We start from the raw sequence: 23,158 nt of genomic DNA, 5'->3' as shown, positions 1-23,158 counted from the left end.
CAATCGGGGCAGGATGGGTTCACTGTTCGGCCTGGCGCTGCCCGGCATCGCGGTAGGCGCTGTAGCTGCGCTGCGTGGCGATGTGCCCGGCGACATGCTTGGCGTCGTGCCACACCCCCCAGATGAAGCTCGAACCGCGCCGCGACAGCCACGGCAGGCCGAGGAAGTACACGCCAGGTTCGCTTGACACCCCGCGCTGGTGCTGCGGCTTGCCCTTGGCATCGAAGGCATCGACCTGCAGCCAGCTGTAGTCCACCGAATAGCCGGTGGCCCAGATGATGCTGGTAATGCCGGCTTCGGCCAGGTTCAGCGAAAGAATCGGTTGGCTGATGCAGGCCGCGTCCGGGTAACGCTGGCGCGCCTGCGGCTCGGGCGGCAGGTCGAGGCCATGGCGCTCGACATAGGCGTCGGCGGCATCCAGCACGGCCAGGTAGTTGGCATCGCCGGCATTGAGGTTGTCGGCAAGATCGGCGCGGAAGGTCACCACGCCGTCCTTGAACGACTCGGTGAGGCCGACCAGGGTCATGCCTTCCTGGGCCAGCGCGCGAAAATCGATGGTGTTGCCACCGCGCGCGCCGCTGACGGCGATGGTTACGTGTTCGCGGCCCTGACGCGGGGTTTCTGCGTCCCACTCCCCGAGCACCCCCAGCCACCAGCAGAAGTCGCGGTTGCGGTAACGCCGTGGCGGCCGGTCGTGGGCGCCGACCGACAGGTACACCTGCTTGCCGGCGCGTTGCAGTTCATCGGCGATCTGCACCCCGGAAGAACCGGCGCCGACCACCAGCACCGCACCGTCAGGCAATTGCTGCGGGTTGAAGTAGGCGGCCGAGTGAATCTGGTACAGGCTTGGGTCGTGCGGGGCGATGGGTGGAATCACCGGGGTCTGGAAAGGCCCGGTGGCCACCACCAGACGCTGCGCCTCGATCACCCCGTCGCTGGTTTCCACCCGAAAGCCGCTGCGGCCCTCGTTACGCACCACCCGTGTGACCTCCACCCCGGTGCGCACCGGCACCTGGAATTTCTCGACATAGGCCTCGAAGTAGTCGGCCACCCGATCCTTGCCGGCGAAGGCGTCCGGATCGAGGTCATCGAAGTCCAGCCCTGGAAAACGGTCGTGCCACACTGGCCCGTTGGCCACCAGCGAATCCCAGCGGCCACTGCGCCAGGCCTCGGCAACGCGCTTGCGCTCCAGCACCAGGTGCGGCACGCCGAGGCTGCCGAGGTGTTCACTGGCGGCGATACCGGCCTGGCCGGCGCCGATCACCAAGGTGTCGATGGTGGTTGTCTGTGCGGGCATGTCTGCGTCCTTCGAACAGGTCTGAGAGCGGCCAGGACAAGGGCCCGGCGCGGGTTGCCCCCATAGTGTTTGGAATGCATCCGCAGCGAAATGATGATTTTTGTGGTGGTTGCAGAGGAAAAAGCTGGGGCGCCCGCCACGCGCGATGGCGTGGACCGGTGGCGCTTTACGAGGCCTCGAGCTGGCTGTACTGATTGGCGCAGAAGTCCAGGGCGACCAGATGCTCATGCGCGTGGGCGACGGGTGCGCAGAGTCGGCGAAACTGCACCTTCTCGCGTCGGAAGTAGCGTTCTATCGAGGTGTTGGTCACGGCGATTACGTCACGGGCACCAAGGTGCGCAGCGAAGCGCAAGGACCCCTTGAACAAGTCGATGCCAAGCCCTGGATGCAGATCCGAAGCCGCCCCGTAGCGCGATAGTTCCCATATCTGCGGATCGTGCGGAACCGAATCACCGCACAGATGGGCGAACACTTGCCCGAGCAGATAGGGGCGTGTGGTGGGCAGCAGTCGAGTGCAGCCGATCAGGTTGTGCTTGCCGTCGCGGGCCAGCACATAGCTGGTCCCGGTCGTATCGAATTCATCGAACTCGATCAGGGTGTCGCGTCGCACGCCGGGCAGATCCCAGCCAAGCCGACTGACGAAGACCCGATGGCGGAACAGGCCGAGTTCGTGGAGCTGGGCGGCAGACAAGTGTTCGTGGCGTTGCAATGTGAAGTGATACACGTTCGGTCCTTGAATGAACCGCCCCATGCCGATGCTGCCGGCGCGGGGCGACGTCCTTGAGGTAGGCAGGGGGTGCCGTAGTCCTGTCAGATGAGCCCGAGCGCGGCGGCGTAGGCAGCGGCCGATATGCGGTTGCCAGAGCCGAACTTGCGCTGCAGGTTCTTGACGTGGAAATTCACGGTGTTCTCGGAAAGGCCGACGATCTCGGCGATGCTGTTCGAGCATTTGCCATCGGCGATCCATTTGAGAATTTCGGTTTCACGCCGACTCAGGTCGATCGCCGCGTAGGCGCAAGCGGGGCGCGGCGGCTGCTGGCGCTCGAGCCACTCGGTGATGCAGCGAAGTTTCAGCCGCAGCGACAGGTGGTCTGCGGCGCACACCGCTTCCTCGGCGCGGGCCACGCCCAACACGTGGGTGCTGTGGTCCAGGCCGCGCATCATGAAGGTCGCGCCGATGTTCAGACCGCAGGCACGCGCCTCATTGAAGATCACGCAGTCGTTGAAATCGCTGTGCTCGGCCCAGACGGCAAGGCCTGTCTGCCGCGCTGTGGCGATCGAGGGGTCGCTTTCGCCGTAGCACTGCTGGTTGTAGTGCGCGATCCACATCTGCGGATAGCTGCCGATGATCGAGTGATCGCTCTGGGAGAACGGAACCGGTCGCCGATGGCTGTAGGCGAAGCAGTCAAAGCCGATTTGCCTGACCTGCCGATCAATGTGGGCAAGCCATCCGTCTTCGCTGACTGGATCGGTGTTGAGCGCCACCCACCAGTCGAAAAAGTCAGCATCGTAGGCGCTGGACAGCATGACAAACTCCCTTCCCTGATGAACGTCCACCCAACTTCCTGTTCGGTGCCAGCATGGTGCTGTGGCCAGCGGTATAGCACGAATTGCCGAGCCTGCGTACCGCGTGTTTCTGGTTCGCTGAATTGGAACGATCGAGCGCTGCCTGGATTAAGCCGAACCGTCTTCGTGCAGCCTGTCGCGGCCTTGCAGACTGTCAACTACCTGTTCAAGTAGTTGCGTCAGGATTCCCATTGCAAGAGGCTTGCCCGCTGAGAAAATCGGCTTCGACGAGGCCGAGCCTGGCCCGGCGAAGCGACGGGTCGTGTGTAGGAGCGGGTCAATGTCCGAAGAGGCGTTCATAGCCTATCTGCTGGTGCTGGTCGTCGGCGCGGTACTGATCGAAGCGCTGATTCTGGCGGCAAGGCGCTCTGCCCATTGGCAGCCCCGCGAGGGTGTCACCAATCTATTGCTGGGCATCACAAATCTGGTGGTCGGCGTGTTGTTCACGGCAGTCAACCTGTCGGTCTACACCTACCTGTACGAACATTTTTCCCTGGGCCTGAGTTTCGACGGGTTTGCGGCAAACCTGCTGTTCGCAGTGCTGGTCTATGACCTGCTGTACTGGATCAATCACTGGGCTCACCATCGCCTGTCGATACTCTGGTGCAACCATCTGGTGCATCACTCGGGCAGGTCGTTCAACCTGACCACGGCGGTCAGAATCGGTTGGCTGGGCAACTTCACGGTGTGGTTGTTCTTCTTGCCCATGGCCATGCTCGGCATCGCCCTTGAGTACTACCTGCTGGTGGTCGCGGCGCAACTGATCTACCAGTTCTTCATTCACAGCTCGATGATTCCCGAGCTGGGCGTGCTGGAGAAAGTGCTGGTCACGCCGTCCCAGCACCGGGTTCACCATGCCAGCAACCCCCAGTACCTGGACAAGAACTTTGGCTGCTTTCTGGTCATCTGGGACAGGTTGTTCGGCACCTACCAGGCCGAACTCAAGCACCTGCCGGTGAGCTATGGCATCACCACACCGATCATCCACGAGCACGCCACCGGTTACCTGAACACGTTCCTCTACCTGCCGTATCTGCGCACGGCATTCGCCCAGGTCGGCTGGCGCGCGAAGTGGCGGGTATTACTGGGCGGCCCGGAGCGGGTCGAGCTTGCCGACAACGCCGAGCGAACCGCCTTCGCGACCCGCGCCAGCCACGGTCACTGGGTGGGTTTCATACCTCCGACCTTGCTGGGCTTTTACCTGGCCATGCAGTACCCGGCGTTGCCGACCAGCAGCGCCGTCATCACCGCCGCCGTGTTCTTGCTGGCGGCCAATGCGGCGGGCCTGCAGCACCGCTCTGCTCGGGCCCATGGCGCGTTCAACGCAGCGGTGGCGATCGCCCAGATAGCGGTCAGTGGCCTGCTGTTGCTGGAGTCGAGCGAGCACGCTTACTTGCTGCTAGCGGTGGCGTCGAGCGCCGCTGGTGCACTGATTCACCCACTGTTGCAGCGCAACTCACCCCGCGCGGAGCACACCCCCACATGAAGTTGACAGGAAGTCGAGGACCCAACGGTGCCTAATAGTCTGGCAAGGAACGATGTTTTTCTGGGCTCGATTCTGGAGCGCTACGAGCGTTTCATCGAAAACGGCAACATGGAGGTGGTCGGGCGAGTGTTTCACTCCAAGGCCACCAAGAACAGCGTGGTCAGTTACAGCCGCGGGCGCGACGATCGGCGCCCTCAGCAAGTGCTGCACATGGGGTCATACAATTATTCGGGCCTCAACGGACACCCGCGGATCAGTCAGGCGGCCATCCAGGCCATCGGCGAATACGGCACCACCTCCAGTGGGGTGCGCCTGCTCAACGGGACCTGCGACCTGCACCTGGAGGCCGAGCGCCGGCTGGCGCGTTTTCTAGGCGTGGAGGAAGTGCTGACGTTCTCGTCCGGGTTTTCCGCCAACCTGGCCGTGCTGGGCACCTTGTGTCGCCCCGGCGATGTGGTGCTCAGCGACATGCTCAACCATCAGTCGATCGTCGACGGCCTGAAGCTCGGTGAGGCCAAGGTCGTGCCTTATCGCCACGGCTCGGTGAAAAGCATCGAGCGCTGCCTGCAGGGCCTGAGCACAGAGCAACGTAAGTTCATCGTCACGGATGGTGTGTTCAGCATGGATGGCGACCTGGCGCCCTTGCCGCAGATCGTAGCGCTGGCCAGGCAGTACAACGCCTTCCTGATCGTCGACGACGCCCACGGCACCGGACACATCGGACCCAACGGCCGTGGCACGCCCGCGCATTTCGGTCTCGCCGAGCAGATCGATGTCCTGACCGGCAGTCTGAGCAAGGGGCTACCAGGCGTCGGCGGCTTCGTCGCCACCAACCGACGTACCGCCAACATCCTGCGCATAGGCTCCAATCCCTACATTTTTTCTGCTTCGCTGCCCCCTGCGGTGCTGGCCTCGATCATCGCTGCGCTCGATGTGCTGGAGGCTTCGCCCGAGATCATTTCCGAGCTCAAGAGCAAGACCGACTACTTCGTCGCACGCCTGCGCGGCGAAGGCTTCAACTTGCTCAACACCCAAAGCAGCATCGTGCCGCTGCTCACGTATGATGAAGACACCGCCTACGGCCTGGCCAAAGCCCTTCACGAGCAGGGGATCTACGTCAATCCGATCGCCTACCCGGCGGTGAGCAAGTCTCGTGCCCGAATTCGCATCAACCTGAGCGCGAACCTGACCTACGAAGAACTCGATTTCAGCATCGCGCAGATCACCCAGGCCGGCCGAGCGTTGAATCTGCTCCAGAACGGTCAGGCTTGAATGCGTTATTCATTCCAGTGGTCCGCGTCCCTTGAGGCGATCGCCATCAGTGACTGGCAACGCTGTTTCGACGCCGGCGATGCGCTGACCTCGTACGCGCTTCAGCAGGCGCTGGAGCGTGCTGGCATGGTCGAGCAGTTCCATTACCTGCAGGTGTTCGCCGACGGAGCCCTCACAGGACTGGTGCCGTGCTGCGTGATGGAGTACCCGTTGGCCGACCTGGCGCCGAAGAAGGTGCAGCGCCTGGTCGGCAGCATCCAGAAGGTCTACCGCAACTTCCTGCGGGCCAAGATGTTCGTGGTCGGCAGCCCGATCGCCACCTGTTCCGACATGCTGGGCATCCCTGTCCTGAAACGAGGCATTGCGCCGGCCGGGCTGATCGGTGCACTGGCCACGCAGATCGAGCGCAAGGCGGCCAGCCTCGGCATCGCTTTCACCTGCCTCAAGGAGCTGTCACCGTCGCTCAACCAGCGCCTGCTGGACGACTTCGGCAACACCTATGTGGTGTGCCGCAGCCCCGATACCACCTATGTCTGCACGGCGCCGGTAGGCGAGTTGAGCTATCAGCAGAACATGCTCAGCAAGTATCGAAACGTGCTGAAAAAACGTCAGAGGGATTTTGCCAATAGCGGTCTGGTCTGGCGGGTAGAAGATGATTTCGGCGTCTACGCCGCGCAGATGCATCGGTTGTACCTGAATGTCCTGGCGCGTTCGCAAACCAAGTTCGAGCGCCTGACCGAAGCGTTCTTCCGGGAGGTCAACCAGCGGCTGGGCGGCTCGGCCTACGCCCTGATGTGCTTCGACGGTGCGCATTTGGTGGCCTTCGAGCTGTTTCTCAAGGGCGAGCAATTGCATCCGCTTTACCTGGGTATCGACTACGACTACCGAGAGGCCGGGTCGCTGTACTTCAACTGCCTGTACAAGATCGTCGAGCAGGCCGAGCAGCAGGGCCTGGCCTACATCGAACTGGGCCAGACCAGCTACGAGCCCAAGTTCAGCATCGGCGCGGTGTCCGTCCCCCGTTACTTCTACATCAAACATCGTTCGGCGCTGATCACCCGTTTGCTCAGGCTGGGCAAACCGTGGTTGTTCCCCGACCCGGTCATTCCCGAATTACGCAGCGTCTTCAAACTCAAGGACCAATACCTCGAAACCCTTCGCGCGACCGGAGTGCTCGACCATGCTGATTGAGCGGTTTGACTGTCAGGGGCTGTGCGTCAGCCTCTACGACAGTGTCACCGACCTCGCCGCGCAGCTGTGGGACGCCACGCTCGCTGACGGCCACCCTTATCGCACGCATGCCTTCATGACGACCGTCGAGGCGGTTTTCCCGCAGCGTCAATACCGCTACTGGCAGCTGCGCGGCACCGACGACGCTTTGCTCGCACTCGGCTTCAGCAGCCTGGCCGACGTCGATCCGCTGGCCGATGTCACGGGTATCGGCCAGCGGATCGTGAGCGCCATTCGCCGCGTCTACCGGCGTTTCGGACTGCTCAAGGTCGCCATGCTGGGGTGTTACGAGACCTCCGGAAGGCATTGGTGGATCGCGCCGGGGGTGGAGCCAGGTTCGATACATGCGGCCATGGCCGTGGTGCTCGAACGTGCTCATGCAAGTGCCCAGGTGCTGGTCTATCGGGATATCGCACACGGCGAAGCGTCGGCCGCCGCCGCCCATGACGTGTTGACCCAGCGTGGCTATGCCGAGGCCGCGAACTATCCCTTGGCCCTGATCTTGACCCAGGGCCGAGGTTGGGACGCGCACTGCGCCGCGTTGCGCTCGAACTGTCGCAAGATCATCAACAAGGCGCTGGCCGACTTTCGCCAGTCGGGGTTCACCATCGAGCACCACCGCGGGCAGGTGGCGGATTTGCCTCGCCTCTACGCGCTGTATGCCAATACCCATGCCAAGGCCGTGGAGTTCAAGCGAGAGTTGTTGCCTTACGCGTTTCTGGAGCGTTTGATCAGCGACTGCGACTCGATCGTGTCCGTGCTTTACGACACCGCAGGCCAGGCGCAAGCCTTCATTCTCACCGGGGTCAGCGAAACAGTGTTGAACCCTTTCCTGTTCGGGCGCGATTATCACGCCGGTCGTACCGTCAATGCCTATTACGTACTGCATGCGCAACTGCTCGAACACTGTGCCGGGCCGCAGGTGCGTTGCATCGACCTTGGCATCACCAACTATTTCGTCAAGCAGAACTTCGGGGCCACGCTTGCGCCGAACGCTATTTACATCAGGCTCAGGCATGCTGGGTTGAACGGCCTATTGGGGAAGCACATTGCCAAATTCTTTGCAGTCGAGCAGCCAGCCGAGCGCAGTGGGCTCAAACGATCGGCGCAGGCGTGAAGCGCTCGATGTCAGAAGCGCATTCACCAGGCGAATTCACTCAACCACGGCCAGGGCCGCTGAACTGGCCCGGCGCATCAAGGGCGTGGAAGCGGCTCGGCTGGTGGTGTTTCTGATCATTCCGACCCTGGCCTACCACGGCTTGAACGAAGGCTTTGCCGGCTGGCTGATCGCCGCGCTGATCATCAGCGTTCTGGCGTTCGTGCTGTTGGTCGCAGTCCACGCTGGCCTTGAGCAGCGTCGCCGTCATGCCCTGTGTGTAGTGACCGTCAACCAAGATTCGCTGGCGCGGCTCGAGCGTGATTTCGCGGCGCTGCCAGCGTGCCCGGTCGGCACCACGCCGCGCTGTTCGCAGCAGGATCTGGACCTCAACCTCTATGGTCCAGCCTCGCTTGGTCAACTGCTGTTCAATCAAGGCACGCGTCTGGGGCAAGCCAGGATCGAGCAATGGTTCGCCCAGCAGGTGAGCTATCCCGAGATCAAGGCCAGGCAGCAGGCGATCAGCGAGCTGGCGCAATTGCTGGACCATCGGCAGACCCTCAGCGCTTACGCACGTCAAATCAATACCGGGCACTTGAACCTGGCCGATCTGGTGGGCTGGGTTCAGGCAGAACGCGGCTACGGCTTTCCAACCCGCGTGCTGGTCGTCGGTCATGCCCTGACCGGGCTGACGCTACTGGCCGTGGTGGCCGTGGCGCTGTCACTGCTTCCGGCCATGCTGTTGGCAGGCTGCGTCCTTGCCAACCTGGTGTTCTATGGGCTGACCGCCCGATCCCTGCACTCGGTGTTCGCCGGTACCGACGAGGCCGCCGATGCCTTGAACGCCCTGTCGCGGTGGATGGGCGCGTTCAGTCGCCAGCGCTACGCCAGTGGCATGCTGGTCGAACTGCAGCGCCAGGTGTTCGCCAACGACACGGGCCCTGTGCAGGCGATCAAACGCCTGGACTCGATCCTGAGCTACGCCCGACTGCGACATAATCCGACGGTCAGCTTCTTCGCCCAGGCCTTTCTCAACTGGGATTTCCACACGGCCTGGGCAACCTATCGCTGGAAGCGTGCCCATCAGCAGCACGCGCCGGTCTGGTTGCAGGCGATGGGCGAGCTGGAGTGCCTTTGTGCGTTCGCCTCCCTGGCCCAGGAAAACCCGGCCTGGCGCTTCCCGGTGATGTCTGATGACCTGTGCATTCGCGGCAGGCAGGTGAGTCATCCGCTGATGCAGCCGCAGCACGCGGTGGCCAATGACGTTGAGCTGTGTCCAGGCAGGATGGTGGTGATCACCGGCTCCAACATGTCCGGCAAGACCACCTACATGCGCACCATCGGCCTCAACCTCAGGCTTGCACAGGTGGGCTCGGTGGTCGCAGCCGGCTCGTTCGAGTTCAATCTGGCAAAGATGGTCTCATCGATTTCGGTGGCGGACTCACTCAATCAGGGCCTGTCGTACTTCATGAGCGAAGTGCTGCAGATCAAACAGGTGGTCGACACCGTGCGCTGCGAATCGCCGGTGATCGTGTTGCTCGACGAGCTGCTCAAAGGCACCAACGAAAAAGAACGCACGATCGCCATCGTCGAGATTCTGCGCACGTTGTGCGAGCACCAGGCGCTGGGGCTGATCACCACGCACAATGTGGCGTTGGCCACTGCGCCTGAGCTGTCGGATTGCACGCGCAACATCTACTTCGAAGAGGAGTTCGACGCGCTCGACCAGGCCACGCTGCGCTTCAGCTACCGGCTGCAGGAAGGGGTGTCGCAGAACACCAACGCAATCAAGTTGCTGCGCTCGATGCAGGTACTGTCGTCATGACGGCGGCACCTGCGCCACAGCTGCAGTACGACATCGCTCGCGCGCAGGACGCACCTGCCATCGTCGAACTGATCCGCAGCATCGCACCGGCGGCGCTTGAACAGATCTACGGCGCGCACAGGCTGCGGGGATACCTGCTCGACGCACTGTTGCGCGATCAGGGGCATTTCGGCCTTTCTCGGCACCGTGTGCTACGTCTGGAAGGGCGTTGCATCGCGGTGATCGCAGGCTATCGCACGGCAGACAAACTCAGACTTGACCTCGCCACCCTCGTTTCGATTGTCAGGCACTACAACCCGGTACGCGGCTTGGCGGTGATCAGGCGCCTCGTCGAATCGGTCAAGCACTGCGAAAAGCCCGGCAAAGGCGCGTACTTCATCTACGACTTCGCCATTGCCGAGGCGTTTCGCTCGCAAGGCCTTGGCACGGCGCTGTTCCTGCGCGAAATGCAGCAGGCGGCGCGCAGTGGCTGCAACGCCATGCAGCTGGACGTGGACGCCGGCAATGCCGGTGCGGTGAAGTTCTACGAGCGCCTGGGCCTGACCGTGCGCAGCTGTTCGTCTGCGCCAGCGCGCGCGAGCTTCACCCACGCGCCGATGCTGCGAATGACCGGCGAGTGTCGGTCGAGCAGGCTGGACCGCTACCCCAACATTCGGCCCTCTTGCGAACGTGGCGAAAGCCTCCCGCCGTCACCGTAGCGGCCGGCAGGCCGCTTGCGCTTGAGCACCAAATCTCGGGCAAAGCGGACGTTCAGCCAGCGCGCTCGTGCTGGCCGCTCAGCCCTCGTCCAGCCTCAGGGCAAGCAGCGCCGCGCCCAGGGCCTTGCCGTGGGCATCGAGTGCCAGCGAACGTGTCACCCCACCGCGCAGGATGCCTGGCAGAACGAAGTTCAACGCACCCAGTTGCGGTAGTTCATAGCGCCGTACCGGCGGACTGTCGGCGCCGAGCAGCTCGGCAAAACAGGCGCTGACGCGCTCAGCGCTCAGCTCGGCGGCCAGGCGCGGAAAATCGTCGATATGGTAGGCGATGATCGAAATGTTCGAGGTATCGCCCTTGTCGCCCGTGCGGCTATGGGCCAGTTCGCCCACGGTGATCGTGCTCATGGGGTGTTCTCCAGATGGACCTGCACATTGACGGCGTCGCGCGGCAGTTGCAGTGAGGCCACGGCCATCACCTGACGCACCGATTTGCTCGCGCCTCCGCCGCCATAAGGGCCGTTGGTGTAGAGGGTTTCAACTTCATTGCCGATGCGCAGCGCCTGCTGTTTGTCGGCACAACGCGCCGCCACGCGCAGGCGCACCTCCCACGGCTCGGCAGCGCCCTGGCTACCCAGCGCCTCGCCATGCAGGCTGCTGATGCCAATCAGCTCGGCGCGGATGTCCTCATGGGCCACCCCGCACAGGGCCAGGCGCTCGAGCACGATCCGCTGCGCCAGACGCCCGCGCGCTACCGCGTTGGGTCCGCCGTACGACATCTGTCCTTCGCCGATCCAGCCATCGAGGTAGCCCACCGAAACCTTGAGGGTTTCGGGTCGGGGATGACCGTCGGCCCCGTGCACACGCACCTGGTCGGCCGCCACGCAGTCGAAGTGGGTCTGGCTGAAATCGGCGGTGACATCCGGGGTGAGGTAGGCCGCCGGGTCGTGGACTTCGTAGAGCAGTTGCTCGGTGCAGGTGGCGCGGTCGATGCGCCCACCTGAGCCGGCCACCTTGCTGATCACCGCCGTGCCACTGGCGTCGATCTCGGCCAGCGGAAAGCCCAGACGATGCAGGTCAGGCACGTCTTTGCGGCCTGGATCGGCGAAGTAGCCGCCGCTGATCTGCCCCGCGCATTCGAGCAGGTGACCGATCAGCGTGCCTTTGCCCAGCAGCGTCCAGTCATCGCTGCGCCAGCCGAATTCGAACAGTTGCGGGGCGAGAAACAGCGAGGGGTCGGCGACGCGACCGGTGATCACCACGTCGGCGTCGGCATGCAGGGCCTCGACGATGCCTTCGGCGCCCAGGTAGGCGTTGGCCGAGATCAGCCGCTCGCCCAGCGCGCGCAACGACAGCCCGTTGTCCAGTTGCCGCGCGGGCTCGCGCAGCAGCGTGCCGAGCACGTCGTCGCCGGTCACTGCCGCGACCTTGATGCCGGGCAGACCCAGCTCGGCGGCGATACGGCGCACTTCCCGCGCCGCACCGAGCGGGTTGGCCGCGCCCATGTTGGTGATGATGCGCAGGCGTCGACGCTGGCCGTCGGCGCCACGGCCGACGAAAGGCAGTACGCGCCGCATGCGCTCGCCGAGCAAGGGGTCGAAGCCGCTGGCCGGGTCGCTCAGATATGCCTGCTGGGCCAGGGCGATGGTGCGTTCGGCCAGACACTCGAAGATCAGGTAATCCAGCTGACCCTGCTCGGCCAGCTCTACCGCAGGTTCGATGCGGTCGCCGGAATACCCGGCGCCTGCGCCGATACGTAGGGTTTTCATTCAGAACACTCCAATGGCCATGGCGGTCAGGGTCATCAAGACCGACGCCGCGAACAGGAAGGGGATGGTGAAGCGCTGGTGGTCGGCCAGTTCGATCTTGCACAGGCCCACCAGCAGGAAGGTGGCGGGAGTCAGTGGGCTGACCGGGAACCCGGTGGTGTGTACCCCCAGCAACGACGCCTGGGCCACCTGCATCGGGTCGACGCCCAGGGCGCGGCCGACTTCGGCCACCACCGGCATGATGCCGAAGTAGAACGAGTCGGGGTCGAACAGCAGGCTCAGGGGCATCGACAGGAAACCCACCACCGCCGGAATCGCCTGGCCGTGACCGGCCGGAATCTGCCCGACCGCCACTTCAGCCATGGCCTTGAGCATGCCGGTGCCTTGCATGATGCCGGTGAACACCCCGGCGGCGAGCAGGATGCTGGCCATGGTCAGGGCGGTCTTGGCGTGGGCATCGATGCGAGCCCGCTGGGCGTCGACATTGGGGTAGTTCAGGCAAAGCGCGACCACCGTGCCGAGCATGAACATCACCACCGGGTCGACCACGCCGGCGATCATCACCGCCATCACCACCAACGTCAGCAACAGGTTGAGCCAGAACAGCCGCGGCTTGCGCAGCTCGCGCTCGGCGTCGCTCAGCACCCGTTGATGAGGCTGCGCGTCGATGCTGTTCGGGCCCAGGCCCAGACGTCGTTCTTCGCGCTTGCCCAGCCAGTAGGCGCAGGCGAAGACGAACGCCAGGCCGACGATCTGCACCGGAATCAGCGGTTGAAACAGCTCGGCCACCGGCACATGCAGGGCGGCGGACGAGCGCAGCACCGGCCCGGTCCAGGGCAGGAAGTTGACCCCGGCGGCCATCGCCGTGACGCAGGCCAGAATGCGTTTGTCCATGCCCAGGCGGGTGTAGAGCGGCAGCATCGCCGGAATGGTCACCAGGAAGGTCACCGCCCCCGAGCCATCGAGGTGCACCAGCAGCGCCAGCAGCGCCGTGCCCATGACGATGCGCGTCGGACGCGTGCCGACTCGCTTGAGAATGCGGTCGATGATCGGGTCGAGCATGCCGGCGTCGGTCATGATGCCGAAGAACAGGATGGCGAACACGAACATCCCCACCACCGGTGCGACGTTCTTGATGCCGGTGATGATGAAGGCGCTGGTCTGCAGGCCCAAGCCGCCTAGCAGCGCGGCGATGATGGGCAGGGCGATCAGCGCGACCAGGGGCGAGATGCGTTTGCTCATGATGCTCACGAGCATGCAGACAATGGTGACGACACCGAGGGTGGCGAGCATGGAGTGGACCTCTCTGGCCTCTGCGGTCGCGGTGGCGACGAGAGGCCCTGTTGTTGTTTTGCAAGAGTAATAACAACGTGACTATGCTCTGTGAATTGAAATATTCAGCGGGTCTCGTTCGGAAAAACAGAATGAAGAATGCGTTGCAGCATATTCGTGCCTTCCTCGCCGTGGCGCAGACCGGCAACTTCGCCAAGGCCGCCGCCCAGCTCAACCTCTCGCCCTCGGCGCTCACCGTGCAGGTGCAGCAGTTGGAGGAATGGCTGGGCGTCACCCTGCTCGAACGCAGCCCGCGTCACCTGTGCCTGACCGCTGCCGGGCAGAACGCGCTGTTGCCCATGGAGAAGCTGCTGCTGGACCTGGACAACATCGTTGCAGCGGCCCGTGACCTGGCCGCCGCGCGGCGCGGGGTGGTCAGCATCGCCGCCTTGCCGTCGCTGTGCGCCGGGCTGCTGCCTGACGTGCTGCAGCGCTTCCGCGCGCTGCATCCTGGGGTCGAGGTGCGCCTGCGTGACGTGGTCGCTCAGCGCATCGACCATCTGGTGCTGGAGCGTGAGGTGGATTTCGGCCTGGGTGTACAGGCGCGACCGGTTCAGGGCCTGGCGTTCAAGGCCATTGTCGAGGATCGGCTGTGCCTGTTCACCGCCTGCGATCATCCCCTGGCGCAGCGACCGTCGGTGCGCCTGAGTGAGCTGGCCGCCATGCCCATGATCCTGACCGGACGTGACAGCAGCGTGCGCGCGCTGGTCGAGCGGCTGTTCGCCGATGAGCGCCTGCCGCTGGCGGCCGGGCTTGAGGCCAACTACATGTCCACGGTGCTGGCGTTGGTCAGGCAAGGGCAGGGCATTGCGCTGTTGCCTGAATCTGCCGATGAAGGGCGGCCCGAGGTGTGTAAAGTGCCGGTCGATCACCCTGGTGTTCTGCGCCAGATTGGCGTGATCACCCGCACCGAGCAGAGCATCTCGCCGCCTGCGGCCGAGTTCCTGCGAATGCTCGAGCATCATGTGCAAGGTGCGTCGGCCGTGGTTTGACCACGGTGCAAACGCTTGACCCAAAGCCCTTTGCGAACAGCCCCCAAGGAGTCAGCGCATGACGCGCATTCGCCACGCTTCGCAGTGCTTTGGCAGCATTCTGCTGAAGGCGCTCACTGCCCCGCAGGCCTGGCATTGAACGCCTCTACTCCCGCACCGAACAGCAACCATAGCGACAGATGCGGCTGGTCGCCGGCGCGCATGCTGTGCAAACGATTGCTGGCATTATGCACCAGGCCGCCAATACCCGGCGCCCACCACGGCTGGCCCTCACGCCACCACTGACCGTCGCACAGCGCTAGGTACAGCTCCTGCGGCGGATGGCGATGCACCGGGTAGCTGACCCCCGGCGCCATCAGTGTCAGCCCGAGCACCAGCCCGTCCACCGCGGCCAGCCCGCCCGGGCCGAGCAGGATGGCATTGCGATGCCCCTCGGCGAACGCCGGGTCGCGGCCATCGTCTGCGCGTTGGTACCAGTGCAGTTCAGTGAGCAGTTCGGCCACGGTCGCTACCAGCCTGTGCAGGTTGGCGTCAGCGGCGCTGGCGTTGGCGGCTGCCTGGGGGAAGTGCCGTTGGACCAGAGCGGGGAGGGCGCTGGGGGCTGGGCGTTGGGATTCATCCAGAGGTTGGCCCAGGCGCTGGACCAGCGTCTGGTGCTCGCTGTGGGCTTTCAAGTGGTGGGCGATGAGGTCTAGCAAGCGGCGTAGCGGTGAGGGCTGAATGGGCATGAACTGGTCCGATAGGCGGCGTGTGCAGGTGCTGAAAATATAGAAGTCCAAGCGCCCACTAGCCAGGGAGGCTGGTCGAGCCCGCTCTTGTACACCGACCGTCCAGGCGCCACCGAACGCGACTGTAGCCGGCCGGAGTGGAGGTGCTCGTAGGGCCGTGCGCGCAGCGCACCCGAGGCGTAGCCGAGGACGCGAGGTGTTAGGGTTGCGTAGCAACCCTTGCCCGCGGCGGCCCGTAGAGTGCCGGAACGCAGGGGGCCCGGAGCGCAGCGCAGTGCAGGGCCGGCTAGTGGAGCACAGGGTTTTGCCTACTTTTGCCCGCAAAAGTAGGTCGCCGCCAGGCGAAACCGGGCCTTGAGGACACTCCCACCCTCACTGGTTTTCTACCAGTCCCAGCCCTGCGCTCCACATCTCCCACAGCGCCGCAAATGACTGCAAAGCAGACCCTTGGATCTGGCGGGAGCCTATTAGCTCGGGAGCCTGCCGCGCCACGCAATCATTAACCTGACCGTAACAATCAACCCACCGCCTTGATTGATCCCCCACCCAGACCCTCCTTAAATGACCCCCACGCAAGCGCATCCGTGGAGCCCAGAATGACAACAACATCCTCACCCCCGCGCAGTGGTCACGCAGGCGCACCGAGAAGCAGCGGCGCCTCGAGCTGGTACGCAGCCTGGCCGACGGCGCAGTGCTGCCCAGCGAGCGCATTGTCGAAGCGCTGCAGCGCCTGATCGCCCCCGGCGACCGGGTGGTGCTGGAGGGCAACAACCAGAAGCAGGCCGACTTCCTTTCCCGCTCGCTGGCCAAGGCCGACCCTGGCGTGCTGCATGACCTGCACATGATCATGCCGAGCGTCAGCCGCGCCGAGCACCTGGATCTGTTCGAACGCGGCATCGCGCGCAAGCTCGATTTCTCCTTCGCCGGGCCGCAGAGCCTGCGCATCGGCCAGTTGCTCGAAGACGGGCTGCTGGAAGTCGGCGCCATCCACACCTACATCGAGCTGTATTCACGTTTGCTGGTCGACCTGATCCCCAACGTCGCCCTGGTGGCCGGGTTCATGGCCGACCGCGAGGGCAACATCTACACAGGGCCAAGCACCGAAGACACCCCGGCGCTGGTCGAACCCACCGCGTTCAGCGACGGCATCGTCATCGTCCAGGTCAACCAGTTGGTGGACGATGTGCGTGACCTGCCACGGGTCGACATCCCGGCGTCCTGGGTGGATTTCGTGGTGGTCGCCGACCAGCCGTTCTACATCGAACCGCTGTTCACCCGCGACCCGCGGCACATCAAGCCGGTGCATGTGCTGATGGCGATGATGGCGATTCGCGGCATCTACGAAAAACACAACGTGCAGTCGCTCAACCACGGCATCGGTTTCAACACTGCCGCCATCGAGCTGATCCTGCCGACCTACGGCGAATCGCTCGGGCTCAAGGGCAAGATCTGCCGCAACTGGACCCTCAACCCGCACCCGACGCTGATTCCGGCCATCGAAACCGGCTGGGTCGAGAGCGTGCACTGCTTCGGCACCGAGCTGGGCATGGAGCAGTACATTGCCCAGCGCCCGGACGTGTTCTTCACCGGCCGCGACGGCTCGATGCGCTCGAATCGCATGATGTGCCAGCTGGCCGGGCAGTATGCGGTCGACCTGTTCATCGGCGCCACCTTGCAGGTCGATGGCGACGGCCATTCCTCGACCGTTACCCGTGGCCGCCTGGCCGGCTTCGGCGGCGCGCCGAACATGGGCCACGACCCACGCGGACGGCGCCACGCGACCCCGGCCTGGCTCGACATGACCGAGCCGGTGACGATGCTCGAACGCGGCCGCAAGCTGGTGGTGCAGATGGTGGAAACCTTCCAGGAGGGCGGCAAACCGACCTTCGTCGAAACCCTCGATGCAGTCGAGGTGGCGAAGAAAGCCGGCATGCCGCTGGCGCCGATCATGATCTATGGCGACGACGTCACCCACCTGCTCACCGAGGAAGGCATCGCCTACCTGTACAAGGCGCGCACCGTGGAAGAGCGTCAGGCGATGATCGCCGCTGTGGCCGGGGTGACGGCCATCGGCCTGCGCCACGACCCCAAGGACACCGCACGCATGCGCCGCGAGGGGCTGATCGCGCTGCCCGAGGACCTCGGCATCCAGCGCACCCAGGCCACCCGCGGCCTGCTCGCCGCCAAGAGCATCGCCGAGCTGGTCGACTGGTCCGGCGGCCTGTACGCGCCGCCTGCACGTTTCAGGAGCTGGTGATGACTGCACAGACCGAACATTGCGTAAGGCCTTTGCTGGCTTATCGCCTGGCCGACCTGGCCGTCGAGGCGCTGATCGACGAAGCCGATCTATCGCCCAAGCCGGCGCTGGTCGACCGTCGCGGCAGTGGCGCGCACAGCGACCTGGACCTGCGCCTGATGCACGCCTCGGCGCTGTCGCTGTGGCCGTGTTTCAAGGACATGGCCGATGCCGCCCAGGCCTTTGGGGTTGTCGGCCCGTCGCTGCGCGAAGCGCTGGGGCGCATCGGCCGCGAAGGCGAGGCGAGCATGCTGGCGACCTCCGGCGGGGTGAATACCCACCGTGGCGCGATCTGGGCGCTGGGCCTGCTGGTGGCCTCGCGAGCCTTGGCGCCTGATGACCTCGAGCCCGCCAGCATTGCCGCGCGGGCCGGGCGTATCGCCCTGATCGACGACCGCTTCGCCCCGGCGCAAGCGCCCAGCCATGGCCAGCAGGTGCAGCACCGCTACGGCGTCCGTGGCGCGCGCGAAGAGGCCCAGCTGGGCTTTCCCAGCGTAGTGCTGCATGGCCTGCCGCAGTTGCGCCGCAGCCGCGCCGCAGGCAGCGGCGAAGCGTCGGCGCGGCTCGATGCGCTGCTGGCGATCATGGCCCGGCTGGACGACACCTGCGTGCTCTGGCGCGCTGGCCGGCAGGGGCTAAAGACCATGCACCAGGGCGCCCAGGCGGTGCTCGCCGCCGGTGGCAGCGCGACCCTGGCCGGGCGCCGCGCCCTGCGTGAACTGGATAACCACCTGCGCGGGTGCAATGCCTCGCCGGGCGGTGCGGCTGATCTGCTCGCCGCCTGCCTGTTCCTCGACCCCCTCGGGAGCCACTGATCATGGAAAGTCTGTCATTCACATTCCCTGCCGGCGCTGCCGCCAAGCGGCGGGCGCTGGTCGGCTGTGTCGGCTCGGGTGATCTCGAAGCCTTGCTCGAACCCGGTGAAACTGGCGTGCTCACGGTCAAGGTGCTGACCTCGGTCAACGGCAGCGGTCCGCGCTGGGAGCAGTTGTTCCAGCGCCTGTTCAGCGGCCAGACCTGGCCGGCGCTGAGCATCGATATTCATGATTTCGGCGCTACCCCAGGCGTGGTTCGGCTGCGTCTGGAGCAAGGCCTTGAGGAGGTCAACCATGACTGATGTCGCGCAGTTGCTGCACAGCCGCAGCTTCGTCGAGCTCAGCGCCCGTGAGCGCGCCCGTGGCCTGCTCGACGACGGCAGTTTTCGCGAGCTGCTCGACCCGTTCGAGCGGCTGATGTCGCCGTGGCTGCAAGCCCAGGGCATCGTGCCCCAGGCCGATGACGGTGTGGTCATCGCCAAGGGTACGCTCGATGGCCAGCCGCTGCTGGTGGCGGCCATCGAAGGGGTGTTCCAGGGCGGCAGCATGGGTGAGGTCGGCGGCGCGAAGATCGCCGGGGCGCTGGAGCTGGCCGTCGAAGACAACCGCAATGGCATCCCCACCGCCGCGCTCTTGCTGCTGGAAACCGGTGGCGTGCGCTTGCAGGAGGCCAACCTCGGGCTGGCCGCCATTGCCGAGATTCAGGCGGCGATCGTCGAGCTGCGCCAGTTCCGCCCAGTGATCGGCCTGGTCGCCGGTGCCGTGGGTTGCTTCGGTGGCATGTCCATTGCCGCCGGGCTGTGCAGCCGGCTGATCGTCACCCGTGAGGCGCGTCTGGGCTTGAACGGCCCGCAGGTCATCGAGCAGGAGGCCGGCATCGAGGAATACGACTCGCGTGATCGTCCCTTCATCTGGGGCCTCAGCGGTGGCGAGCAGCGCTATGCCTGTGGCCTGGCCGATGCCTTCGTTGCCGATGATCTGCAGCAGATGCGTGACGCCCTGCGCGCGGCCCTGGCCACAGGCGAGCCGGCGCTGCCGCGCAGCCGTCGTCATCAACAGATGCTCGGCCTGCTCGGCGGGCTGGGCGAAGAGTGCCCACAACTGGACGCGGCGCAGACCCGCGCGCTGTACAAGGGGGTGTTGCAATGAGCCGTGGCTTGCAGTGGATTCACGCGCTGGCGCAGGGCCCTGAAGTGGCCGGGTTTCCCGCTTCGGTGAAGGTTATCGATGGCGAGCTGGACAACCGCCCGGCGCGTTTCATCGCCGTGGTGCCCGACCCGCACAACCCCTTCCCGCGGGCGCGCCAGGGCGAGGTCGGTGTGCTCGAAGGCTGGGGTCTGGCCAAGGCGGTCGAGCAGGCCATCGAAGCCGACCAGGGCGGACAACCGCGGGTGCTGGTCGCGGTGGTCGATGTGCCCAGCCAGGCCTATGGCCGCCGCGAAGAAGCGTTGGGCATCCATCAGGCCTTGGCCGGCGCCGTGGACGCTTATGCCCGTGCCCGCCTGGCCGGCCATCCGCTGCTTGGCCTGCTGGTGGGCAAGGCGATGTCCGGGGCGTTCCTCGCCCACGGCTACCAGGCGCAACGGCTGATCGCCCTGGATGACCCGGGGGTGATGGTGCATGCCATGGGCAAGGCGGCGGCGGCGCGCATCACCCTGCGCAGCGTCGAAGAACTCGAAGCGCTGGCGGCCAAGGTGCCGCCCATGGCCTACGACCTGGCCAACTACGCCTCGCTGGGTTTGCTCTGGGAGCGGGTGCCGGTGGCGGCCATCGAGCAGCCTGGCGAAGCCGAGGCGGCCAGCGTGCGCGAGGTGCTGAGCCGTGCGCTGCGCGACATTGGCGACAGCCGCGACCTGCGCGGTCGGCTGGGAGCCAGCAACCGCGCGTTGTCGAGCCAGGTGCGCGAGCGCCTGCGTGCGCAGTGGTAACGCCATGAACGCCCACGACCTGCTGTGGGGCATGCGCCCTGAGCACTTACCCGCCGAGGCCCCTGAGTGGGCGCGGCGGGTGCTGCTGGCCGGGCGGCCGGTGGTGGTGCGCCGGGCGCAGGTGGCCAGCGGGTCGGTGGCGGTGGGCGTACGTGGGGCAGGGCGCAGCGAGCGCCTGGCGGCGCAACTGCCACTGACGGCGGTTACCCGCAGGTGCCGGCCCGAGCAACTGCGCGTGGCGATGCAGCTCGACCTGCCGGCGCTGCGTGCATTACAGGCGCTGACCCCGCTGCTCGACGGCCTGGGCCTGGCCTGGGGGCCCACCGGCGGGGTGGGTTATCAGCTGGCCAGTGCCGTCACGGTGCTGCATGCGGGCAGCGACCTCGACCTGGTGCTGCGCACCCCGACACCGTGGAGCCGCACCCAGGCGCAGGCGCTGTTGCAGGCGCTCGCCGGCCAGCCGTGCCGTATCGACCTGCAACTGGAAACGCCCAACGGCGCCGTGGCCCTGGCCGATTGGGCGGGCGTGGCGCCGCGGGTGCTGCTCAAGCGCGCCGAGGGTGCGTGTCTGGTGGAAAACCCTTGGCCGGTGGAGGGCGCGCTGGCATGAGCATTCTGTTCGCCTTCCCCGGCCAAGGTGCGCAATACCCCGGCATGCTGCAGGCGCTGGACGCTACGCCCGTGGTCAAAGAGTGCCTGGAGCAGGCTGGTGATGTGCTCGGCCAATCGCTGGCCAGCCTCGACACCCCCGAAGCGCTGACCGACACCCGTGCGGTACAACTGTGCCTGCTGATCGCCGGCACCGCTCAGGCGCGGCTGTTGCTGCAAGACAACCCGCCGCCCGATTACGTCAGCGGCCTGTCGATCGGTGCCTACCCGGCCGCCGTCATCGCAGGCGCGCTGGACTATGCCGACGCGCTGCGCCTGGTGGCCCTGCGCGGCACCCTGATGCAGCAGGCCTACCCGCGCGGCTACGGCATGACTGCCATCCTCGGCCTCGAGCGCAGCGCTGTGGAGCGGCTGATAGCGCAGGCGACCCTGCCGGTGTTTCTCGCCAACATCAACGCCGACAACCAGCATGTGATCGCCGGCAGCGATGCGGCCATGGCCGCCTTCGCCAGCGCTGCGCGGGCGGCAGGGGCGGGCGCGGCCAAGCGCCTGGCGGTCAGCGTGCCGTCGCATTGCGCGCTGCTCGAGGCGCCAGCCCAGGCGCTGGCCGAGGCCTTCGCCGAGGTGACGCTGCGCCGCCCACGCATCGGTTACCTGAGCAGCACCCGCGCGCGCCCGCTGCACGACCCTGAAGTGCTGCGCGATGATCTCGCCTTCAATATGTGTCGCCCGGTCGAGTGGTACGCCACCTTACGCAACGCCCACGAACGCGGCGTGCGCCTGCTGCTGGAGCTGCCGCCCGGCAGCGTGCTCAGCGGCCTGGCCCGGCGCGTGTTCGACAACGGCACCGCGGTCGCCTGCCAAGGCACCCGTCCCGATACCCTGGCAGCCCTGATCCGGCGGGAGGTGAACGCCACCCATTGATCCCCCGCATTTCGAAGAACAACAACAAGCAACTTCGACTGAAAACGAGGACAACGACAATGATTATCTATGGTGTGGCTTTACTGGCCCTGTGCACCCTCGCCGGGGTCATCCTCGGGGATTTCCTGGGTGTGCTGCTGGGGGTGAAATCCAACGTCGGCGGGGTGGGCATCGCCATGATCCTGCTGATCGTCGCCCGCCTGTACATGCAGCGTAATGGCGGCATGAGCAAGGAATGCGAGTTGGGCGTGGGCTTCTGGGGCGCGCTGTACATTCCCATCGTGGTGGCCATGGCGGCGCAGCAGAACGTGGTCACCGCCCTGCATGGCGGGCCGGTGGCGCTGGTGGCGGCGGTCGGCTCGGTGCTGCTGTGCGGCCTGACCATCGCGCTGATCAGCCGCACCCATCGCGGTGAACCGCTCGAGCCACTGCAGCCGGCCGTGCTCGACGGCGAAGTGGCGGCCAACACCGCAGGCAAGGCCGCAGTCACGGCCAGCCCGGCAGGAGGGCGCTGACATGGAACTGATCCTCAATGCATTGGAGCACAACAGCCTGATCACCGCGTTCGCCGTGGTCGGTGCGGTGATGTGGATTTCCGTGGTGCTGTCCAAGCGCCTGACCTTCGGCCGGGTGCACGGTTCGGCGATCGCCATCGTCATCGGCCTGGTGCTGGCCTGGGTCGGCGGTACCCTCACCGGTGGGCAGAAAGGCCTGGCCGACCTCACGCTGTTCTCAGGGATCGGGCTGATGGGCGGGGCGATGCTGCGCGATTTCGCCATCGTCGCCACCGCCTTCGAAGTGCAGGCCACCGAAGCGCGCAAGGCCGGCATGATCGGCGCCGTGGCGCTGCTGCTGGGCACCATCCTGCCGTTCATCGTCGGCGCCCTGGTGGCCTGGAGCTTCGGCTACCGCGATGCGGTGAGCATCACCACCATCGGTGCAGGCGCGGTGACCTACATCGTCGGGCCGATCACTGGCGCGGCGCTGGGCGCAAGCTCCGATGTCATGGCCTTGTCGATCGCCACTGGCTTGATCAAGGCGATTCTGGTGATGGTCTTCACCCCGGTATCGGCGCGCCTGCTGGCGCTGGACAACCCGCGCTCGGCGATGGTCTTCGGCGGCCTGGCCGGCACGGTCAGCGGCGTGACTGCAGGGCTGGCGGCGACCGACCGGCGCCTGGTGCCGTATGGCGCCCTGACCGCCACCTTCCACACCGGGCTGGGCTGCCTGCTCGGGCCTTCGCTGCTGTACTTCTGCGTGCGCGGCCTGGTCGGCTGAGCCGCCCGCAGCGCTCGGCC

General features: G+C 65.5%; 21 protein-coding genes and 2 pseudogenes. 16 read left to right on the top strand and 7 right to left on the bottom strand.

Annotation, left to right across the window (positions count from 1 at the left end; genetic code table 11):
- Window positions 1-19 precede the first annotated feature (19 nt).
- The 3 genes from LK03_RS00240 to LK03_RS00230 form a co-directional block, all read right to left on the bottom strand.
- Window positions 20-1,297 carry a flavin-containing monooxygenase gene (locus LK03_RS00240; RefSeq protein ID WP_038414534.1) on the bottom strand — a complete coding sequence of 426 codons (1,278 nt, stop codon included), beginning with the start codon at window positions 1,295-1,297 and terminating at the stop codon, window positions 20-22.
- Between the two features lie 166 nt (window positions 1,298-1,463).
- On the bottom strand, window positions 1,464-2,021 hold the full coding sequence (locus tag LK03_RS00235) for an acyl-homoserine-lactone synthase (protein ID WP_167334477.1): 558 nt from the start codon (window positions 2,019-2,021) through the stop codon (window positions 1,464-1,466).
- Window positions 2,022-2,107: 86 nt separating this feature from the next.
- Window positions 2,108-2,824, bottom strand: coding sequence for an autoinducer binding domain-containing protein (locus tag LK03_RS00230; RefSeq protein WP_049870393.1), 717 nt, complete (start codon window positions 2,822-2,824; stop codon window positions 2,108-2,110).
- 319 nt (window positions 2,825-3,143) lie between these two features.
- Here LK03_RS00230 and LK03_RS21535 point away from each other — a divergent pair, with 319 nt between their 5' ends.
- The 6 genes from LK03_RS21535 to LK03_RS00200 are packed head-to-tail and all read left to right on the top strand — an operon-like array spanning window position 3,144 to window position 10,470.
- Window positions 3,144-4,349: a sterol desaturase family protein gene (locus LK03_RS21535; RefSeq protein WP_049870392.1), complete on the top strand. Its 1,206-nt coding sequence runs from the start codon at window positions 3,144-3,146 to the stop codon at window positions 4,347-4,349.
- A gap of 27 nt (window positions 4,350-4,376) precedes the next feature.
- The gene (locus LK03_RS00220; protein WP_049870391.1) at window positions 4,377-5,621 is read left to right on the top strand and encodes an aminotransferase class I/II-fold pyridoxal phosphate-dependent enzyme; all 1,245 of its coding nucleotides are present in this window, start codon (window positions 4,377-4,379) and stop codon (window positions 5,619-5,621) included.
- The gene (locus tag LK03_RS00215; RefSeq protein WP_038410566.1) at window positions 5,622-6,812 is read left to right on the top strand and encodes a GNAT family N-acetyltransferase; all 1,191 of its coding nucleotides are present in this window, start codon (window positions 5,622-5,624) and stop codon (window positions 6,810-6,812) included.
- Entirely contained in the window at window positions 6,802-7,968 is a 1,167-nt protein-coding gene (locus LK03_RS00210) for a GNAT family N-acetyltransferase (protein ID WP_038410565.1), read from the top strand. The genes LK03_RS00215 and LK03_RS00210 overlap by 11 nt, the downstream gene beginning before the upstream one ends.
- Window positions 7,901-9,772, top strand: coding sequence for a MutS-related protein (locus tag LK03_RS00205; protein WP_167334476.1), 1,872 nt, complete (start codon window positions 7,901-7,903; stop codon window positions 9,770-9,772). The genes LK03_RS00210 and LK03_RS00205 overlap by 68 nt, the downstream gene beginning before the upstream one ends.
- Window positions 9,769-10,470 (top strand): GNAT family N-acetyltransferase, encoded by a 702-nt coding sequence (locus LK03_RS00200; RefSeq protein WP_038410563.1) that lies wholly within the window; start codon window positions 9,769-9,771, stop codon window positions 10,468-10,470. The genes LK03_RS00205 and LK03_RS00200 overlap by 4 nt, the downstream gene beginning before the upstream one ends.
- Window positions 10,471-10,548: 78 nt before the next feature.
- On the opposite strand, the gene LK03_RS00195 is transcribed toward LK03_RS00200, so the two are convergent.
- From LK03_RS00195 to LK03_RS00185, 3 genes and pseudogenes are all read right to left on the bottom strand, one after another.
- Window positions 10,549-10,875, bottom strand: coding sequence for an AtuA-related protein (locus LK03_RS00195; protein ID WP_038410562.1), 327 nt, complete (start codon window positions 10,873-10,875; stop codon window positions 10,549-10,551).
- Window positions 10,872-12,236, bottom strand: coding sequence for an acyclic terpene utilization AtuA family protein (locus LK03_RS00190; RefSeq protein ID WP_038410561.1), 1,365 nt, complete (start codon window positions 12,234-12,236; stop codon window positions 10,872-10,874). Before LK03_RS00190 ends, LK03_RS00195 begins: the two co-directional genes overlap by 4 nt.
- Window positions 12,237-13,532: pseudogene (locus tag LK03_RS00185) on the bottom strand (CitMHS family transporter); the annotation flags it as partial.
- Window positions 13,533-13,660: 128 nt separating this feature from the next.
- On the opposite strand from LK03_RS00185, the gene LK03_RS00180 reads away from it, so the two are divergent.
- On the top strand, window positions 13,661-14,560 hold the full coding sequence (locus tag LK03_RS00180) for a LysR family transcriptional regulator (RefSeq protein WP_038410559.1): 900 nt from the start codon (window positions 13,661-13,663) through the stop codon (window positions 14,558-14,560).
- Window positions 14,561-14,673: 113 nt separating this feature from the next.
- Here LK03_RS00180 and LK03_RS21530 read toward each other — a convergent pair whose 3' ends face one another.
- A complete protein-coding gene (locus LK03_RS21530; RefSeq protein WP_156109499.1) occupies window positions 14,674-15,288 on the bottom strand; it encodes a dimethylsulfonioproprionate lyase family protein in 615 nt (204 codons plus the stop codon).
- A 596-nt stretch (window positions 15,289-15,884) separates the two neighbouring features.
- Between LK03_RS21530 and mdcA the strand changes: the two are divergent.
- The 9 genes and pseudogenes from mdcA to madM all read left to right on the top strand — a co-directional run bounded on the left by mdcA (window position 15,885) and on the right by madM (window position 23,138).
- A pseudogene (mdcA, locus tag LK03_RS00170) lies at window positions 15,885-17,545 on the top strand (malonate decarboxylase subunit alpha).
- Window positions 17,545-18,399 (top strand): triphosphoribosyl-dephospho-CoA synthase, encoded by an 855-nt coding sequence (locus tag LK03_RS00165; RefSeq protein WP_038410557.1) that lies wholly within the window; start codon window positions 17,545-17,547, stop codon window positions 18,397-18,399. Before mdcA ends, LK03_RS00165 begins: the two are co-directional and overlap by 1 nt.
- A 2-nt stretch (window positions 18,400-18,401) precedes the next feature.
- A complete protein-coding gene (locus LK03_RS00160) occupies window positions 18,402-18,701 on the top strand; it encodes a malonate decarboxylase subunit delta (RefSeq protein WP_038410556.1) in 300 nt (99 codons plus the stop codon).
- A complete protein-coding gene (locus tag LK03_RS00155) occupies window positions 18,694-19,548 on the top strand; it encodes a biotin-independent malonate decarboxylase subunit beta (RefSeq protein WP_038410555.1) in 855 nt (284 codons plus the stop codon). Before LK03_RS00160 ends, LK03_RS00155 begins: the two co-directional genes overlap by 8 nt.
- Entirely contained in the window at window positions 19,545-20,327 is a 783-nt protein-coding gene (gene mdcE, locus LK03_RS00150) for a biotin-independent malonate decarboxylase subunit gamma (protein ID WP_038410554.1), read from the top strand. Before LK03_RS00155 ends, mdcE begins: the two co-directional genes overlap by 4 nt.
- Window positions 20,328-20,331: 4 nt before the next feature.
- Window positions 20,332-20,937, top strand: a complete 606-nt coding sequence (locus LK03_RS00145) for a malonate decarboxylase holo-ACP synthase (protein WP_038410553.1) — start codon at window positions 20,332-20,334, stop codon at window positions 20,935-20,937.
- Window positions 20,934-21,860 carry a malonate decarboxylase subunit epsilon gene (mdcH, locus tag LK03_RS00140; protein ID WP_038410552.1) on the top strand — a complete coding sequence of 309 codons (927 nt, stop codon included), beginning with the start codon at window positions 20,934-20,936 and terminating at the stop codon, window positions 21,858-21,860. The genes LK03_RS00145 and mdcH overlap by 4 nt, the downstream gene beginning before the upstream one ends.
- Before the next feature lie 59 nt (window positions 21,861-21,919).
- A complete protein-coding gene (gene madL / locus LK03_RS00135; RefSeq protein ID WP_038410551.1) occupies window positions 21,920-22,375 on the top strand; it encodes a malonate transporter subunit MadL in 456 nt (151 codons plus the stop codon).
- 1 nt (window position 22,376) lies between these two features.
- Window positions 22,377-23,138 (top strand): malonate transporter subunit MadM, encoded by a 762-nt coding sequence (madM, locus tag LK03_RS00130; RefSeq protein WP_038410550.1) that lies wholly within the window; start codon window positions 22,377-22,379, stop codon window positions 23,136-23,138.
- The last annotated feature ends 20 nt before the right edge of the window (window positions 23,139-23,158 follow it).

The sequence above is a fragment of the Pseudomonas cremoricolorata genome (assembly GCF_000759535.1).
Lineage (GTDB): Bacteria > Pseudomonadota > Gammaproteobacteria > Pseudomonadales > Pseudomonadaceae > Aquipseudomonas > Aquipseudomonas cremoricolorata_A.
The sequence above is the reverse complement of the archived record's forward strand: the minus strand, read 5'-3'. Positions and strand labels throughout refer to the sequence as shown.

Excerpts from the sequence above, each read along its gene's own strand:
- LK03_RS00210 (WP_038410565.1), top strand. The coding sequence starts at position 6,802 with ATGCTGATTGAGCGGTTTGACTGTCAGGGGCTGTGCGTCAGCCTCTAC.
- LK03_RS00155 (WP_038410555.1), top strand. The coding sequence starts at position 18,694 with ATGACTGATGTCGCGCAGTTGCTGCACAGCCGCAGCTTCGTCGAGCTC.
- LK03_RS00215 (WP_038410566.1), top strand. The coding sequence starts at position 5,622 with ATGCGTTATTCATTCCAGTGGTCCGCGTCCCTTGAGGCGATCGCCATC.
- LK03_RS00195 (WP_038410562.1), bottom strand. The coding sequence starts at position 10,875 with ATGAGCACGATCACCGTGGGCGAACTGGCCCATAGCCGCACGGGCGAC.
- mdcE (WP_038410554.1), top strand. The coding sequence starts at position 19,545 with ATGAGCCGTGGCTTGCAGTGGATTCACGCGCTGGCGCAGGGCCCTGAA.
- LK03_RS00180 (WP_038410559.1), top strand. The coding sequence starts at position 13,661 with ATGAAGAATGCGTTGCAGCATATTCGTGCCTTCCTCGCCGTGGCGCAG.
- LK03_RS00165 (WP_038410557.1), top strand. The coding sequence starts at position 17,545 with ATGACTGCACAGACCGAACATTGCGTAAGGCCTTTGCTGGCTTATCGC.
- LK03_RS00240 (WP_038414534.1), bottom strand. The coding sequence starts at position 1,297 with ATGCCCGCACAGACAACCACCATCGACACCTTGGTGATCGGCGCCGGC.
- LK03_RS21530 (WP_156109499.1), bottom strand. The coding sequence starts at position 15,288 with ATGCCCATTCAGCCCTCACCGCTACGCCGCTTGCTAGACCTCATCGCC.
- madL (WP_038410551.1), top strand. The coding sequence starts at position 21,920 with ATGATTATCTATGGTGTGGCTTTACTGGCCCTGTGCACCCTCGCCGGG.
- LK03_RS00160 (WP_038410556.1), top strand. The coding sequence starts at position 18,402 with ATGGAAAGTCTGTCATTCACATTCCCTGCCGGCGCTGCCGCCAAGCGG.
- LK03_RS00145 (WP_038410553.1), top strand. The coding sequence starts at position 20,332 with ATGAACGCCCACGACCTGCTGTGGGGCATGCGCCCTGAGCACTTACCC.
- madM (WP_038410550.1), top strand. The coding sequence starts at position 22,377 with ATGGAACTGATCCTCAATGCATTGGAGCACAACAGCCTGATCACCGCG.
- LK03_RS00230 (WP_049870393.1), bottom strand. The coding sequence starts at position 2,824 with ATGCTGTCCAGCGCCTACGATGCTGACTTTTTCGACTGGTGGGTGGCG.
- LK03_RS21535 (WP_049870392.1), top strand. The coding sequence starts at position 3,144 with ATGTCCGAAGAGGCGTTCATAGCCTATCTGCTGGTGCTGGTCGTCGGC.
- mdcH (WP_038410552.1), top strand. The coding sequence starts at position 20,934 with ATGAGCATTCTGTTCGCCTTCCCCGGCCAAGGTGCGCAATACCCCGGC.
- LK03_RS00200 (WP_038410563.1), top strand. The coding sequence starts at position 9,769 with ATGACGGCGGCACCTGCGCCACAGCTGCAGTACGACATCGCTCGCGCG.
- LK03_RS00190 (WP_038410561.1), bottom strand. The coding sequence starts at position 12,236 with ATGAAAACCCTACGTATCGGCGCAGGCGCCGGGTATTCCGGCGACCGC.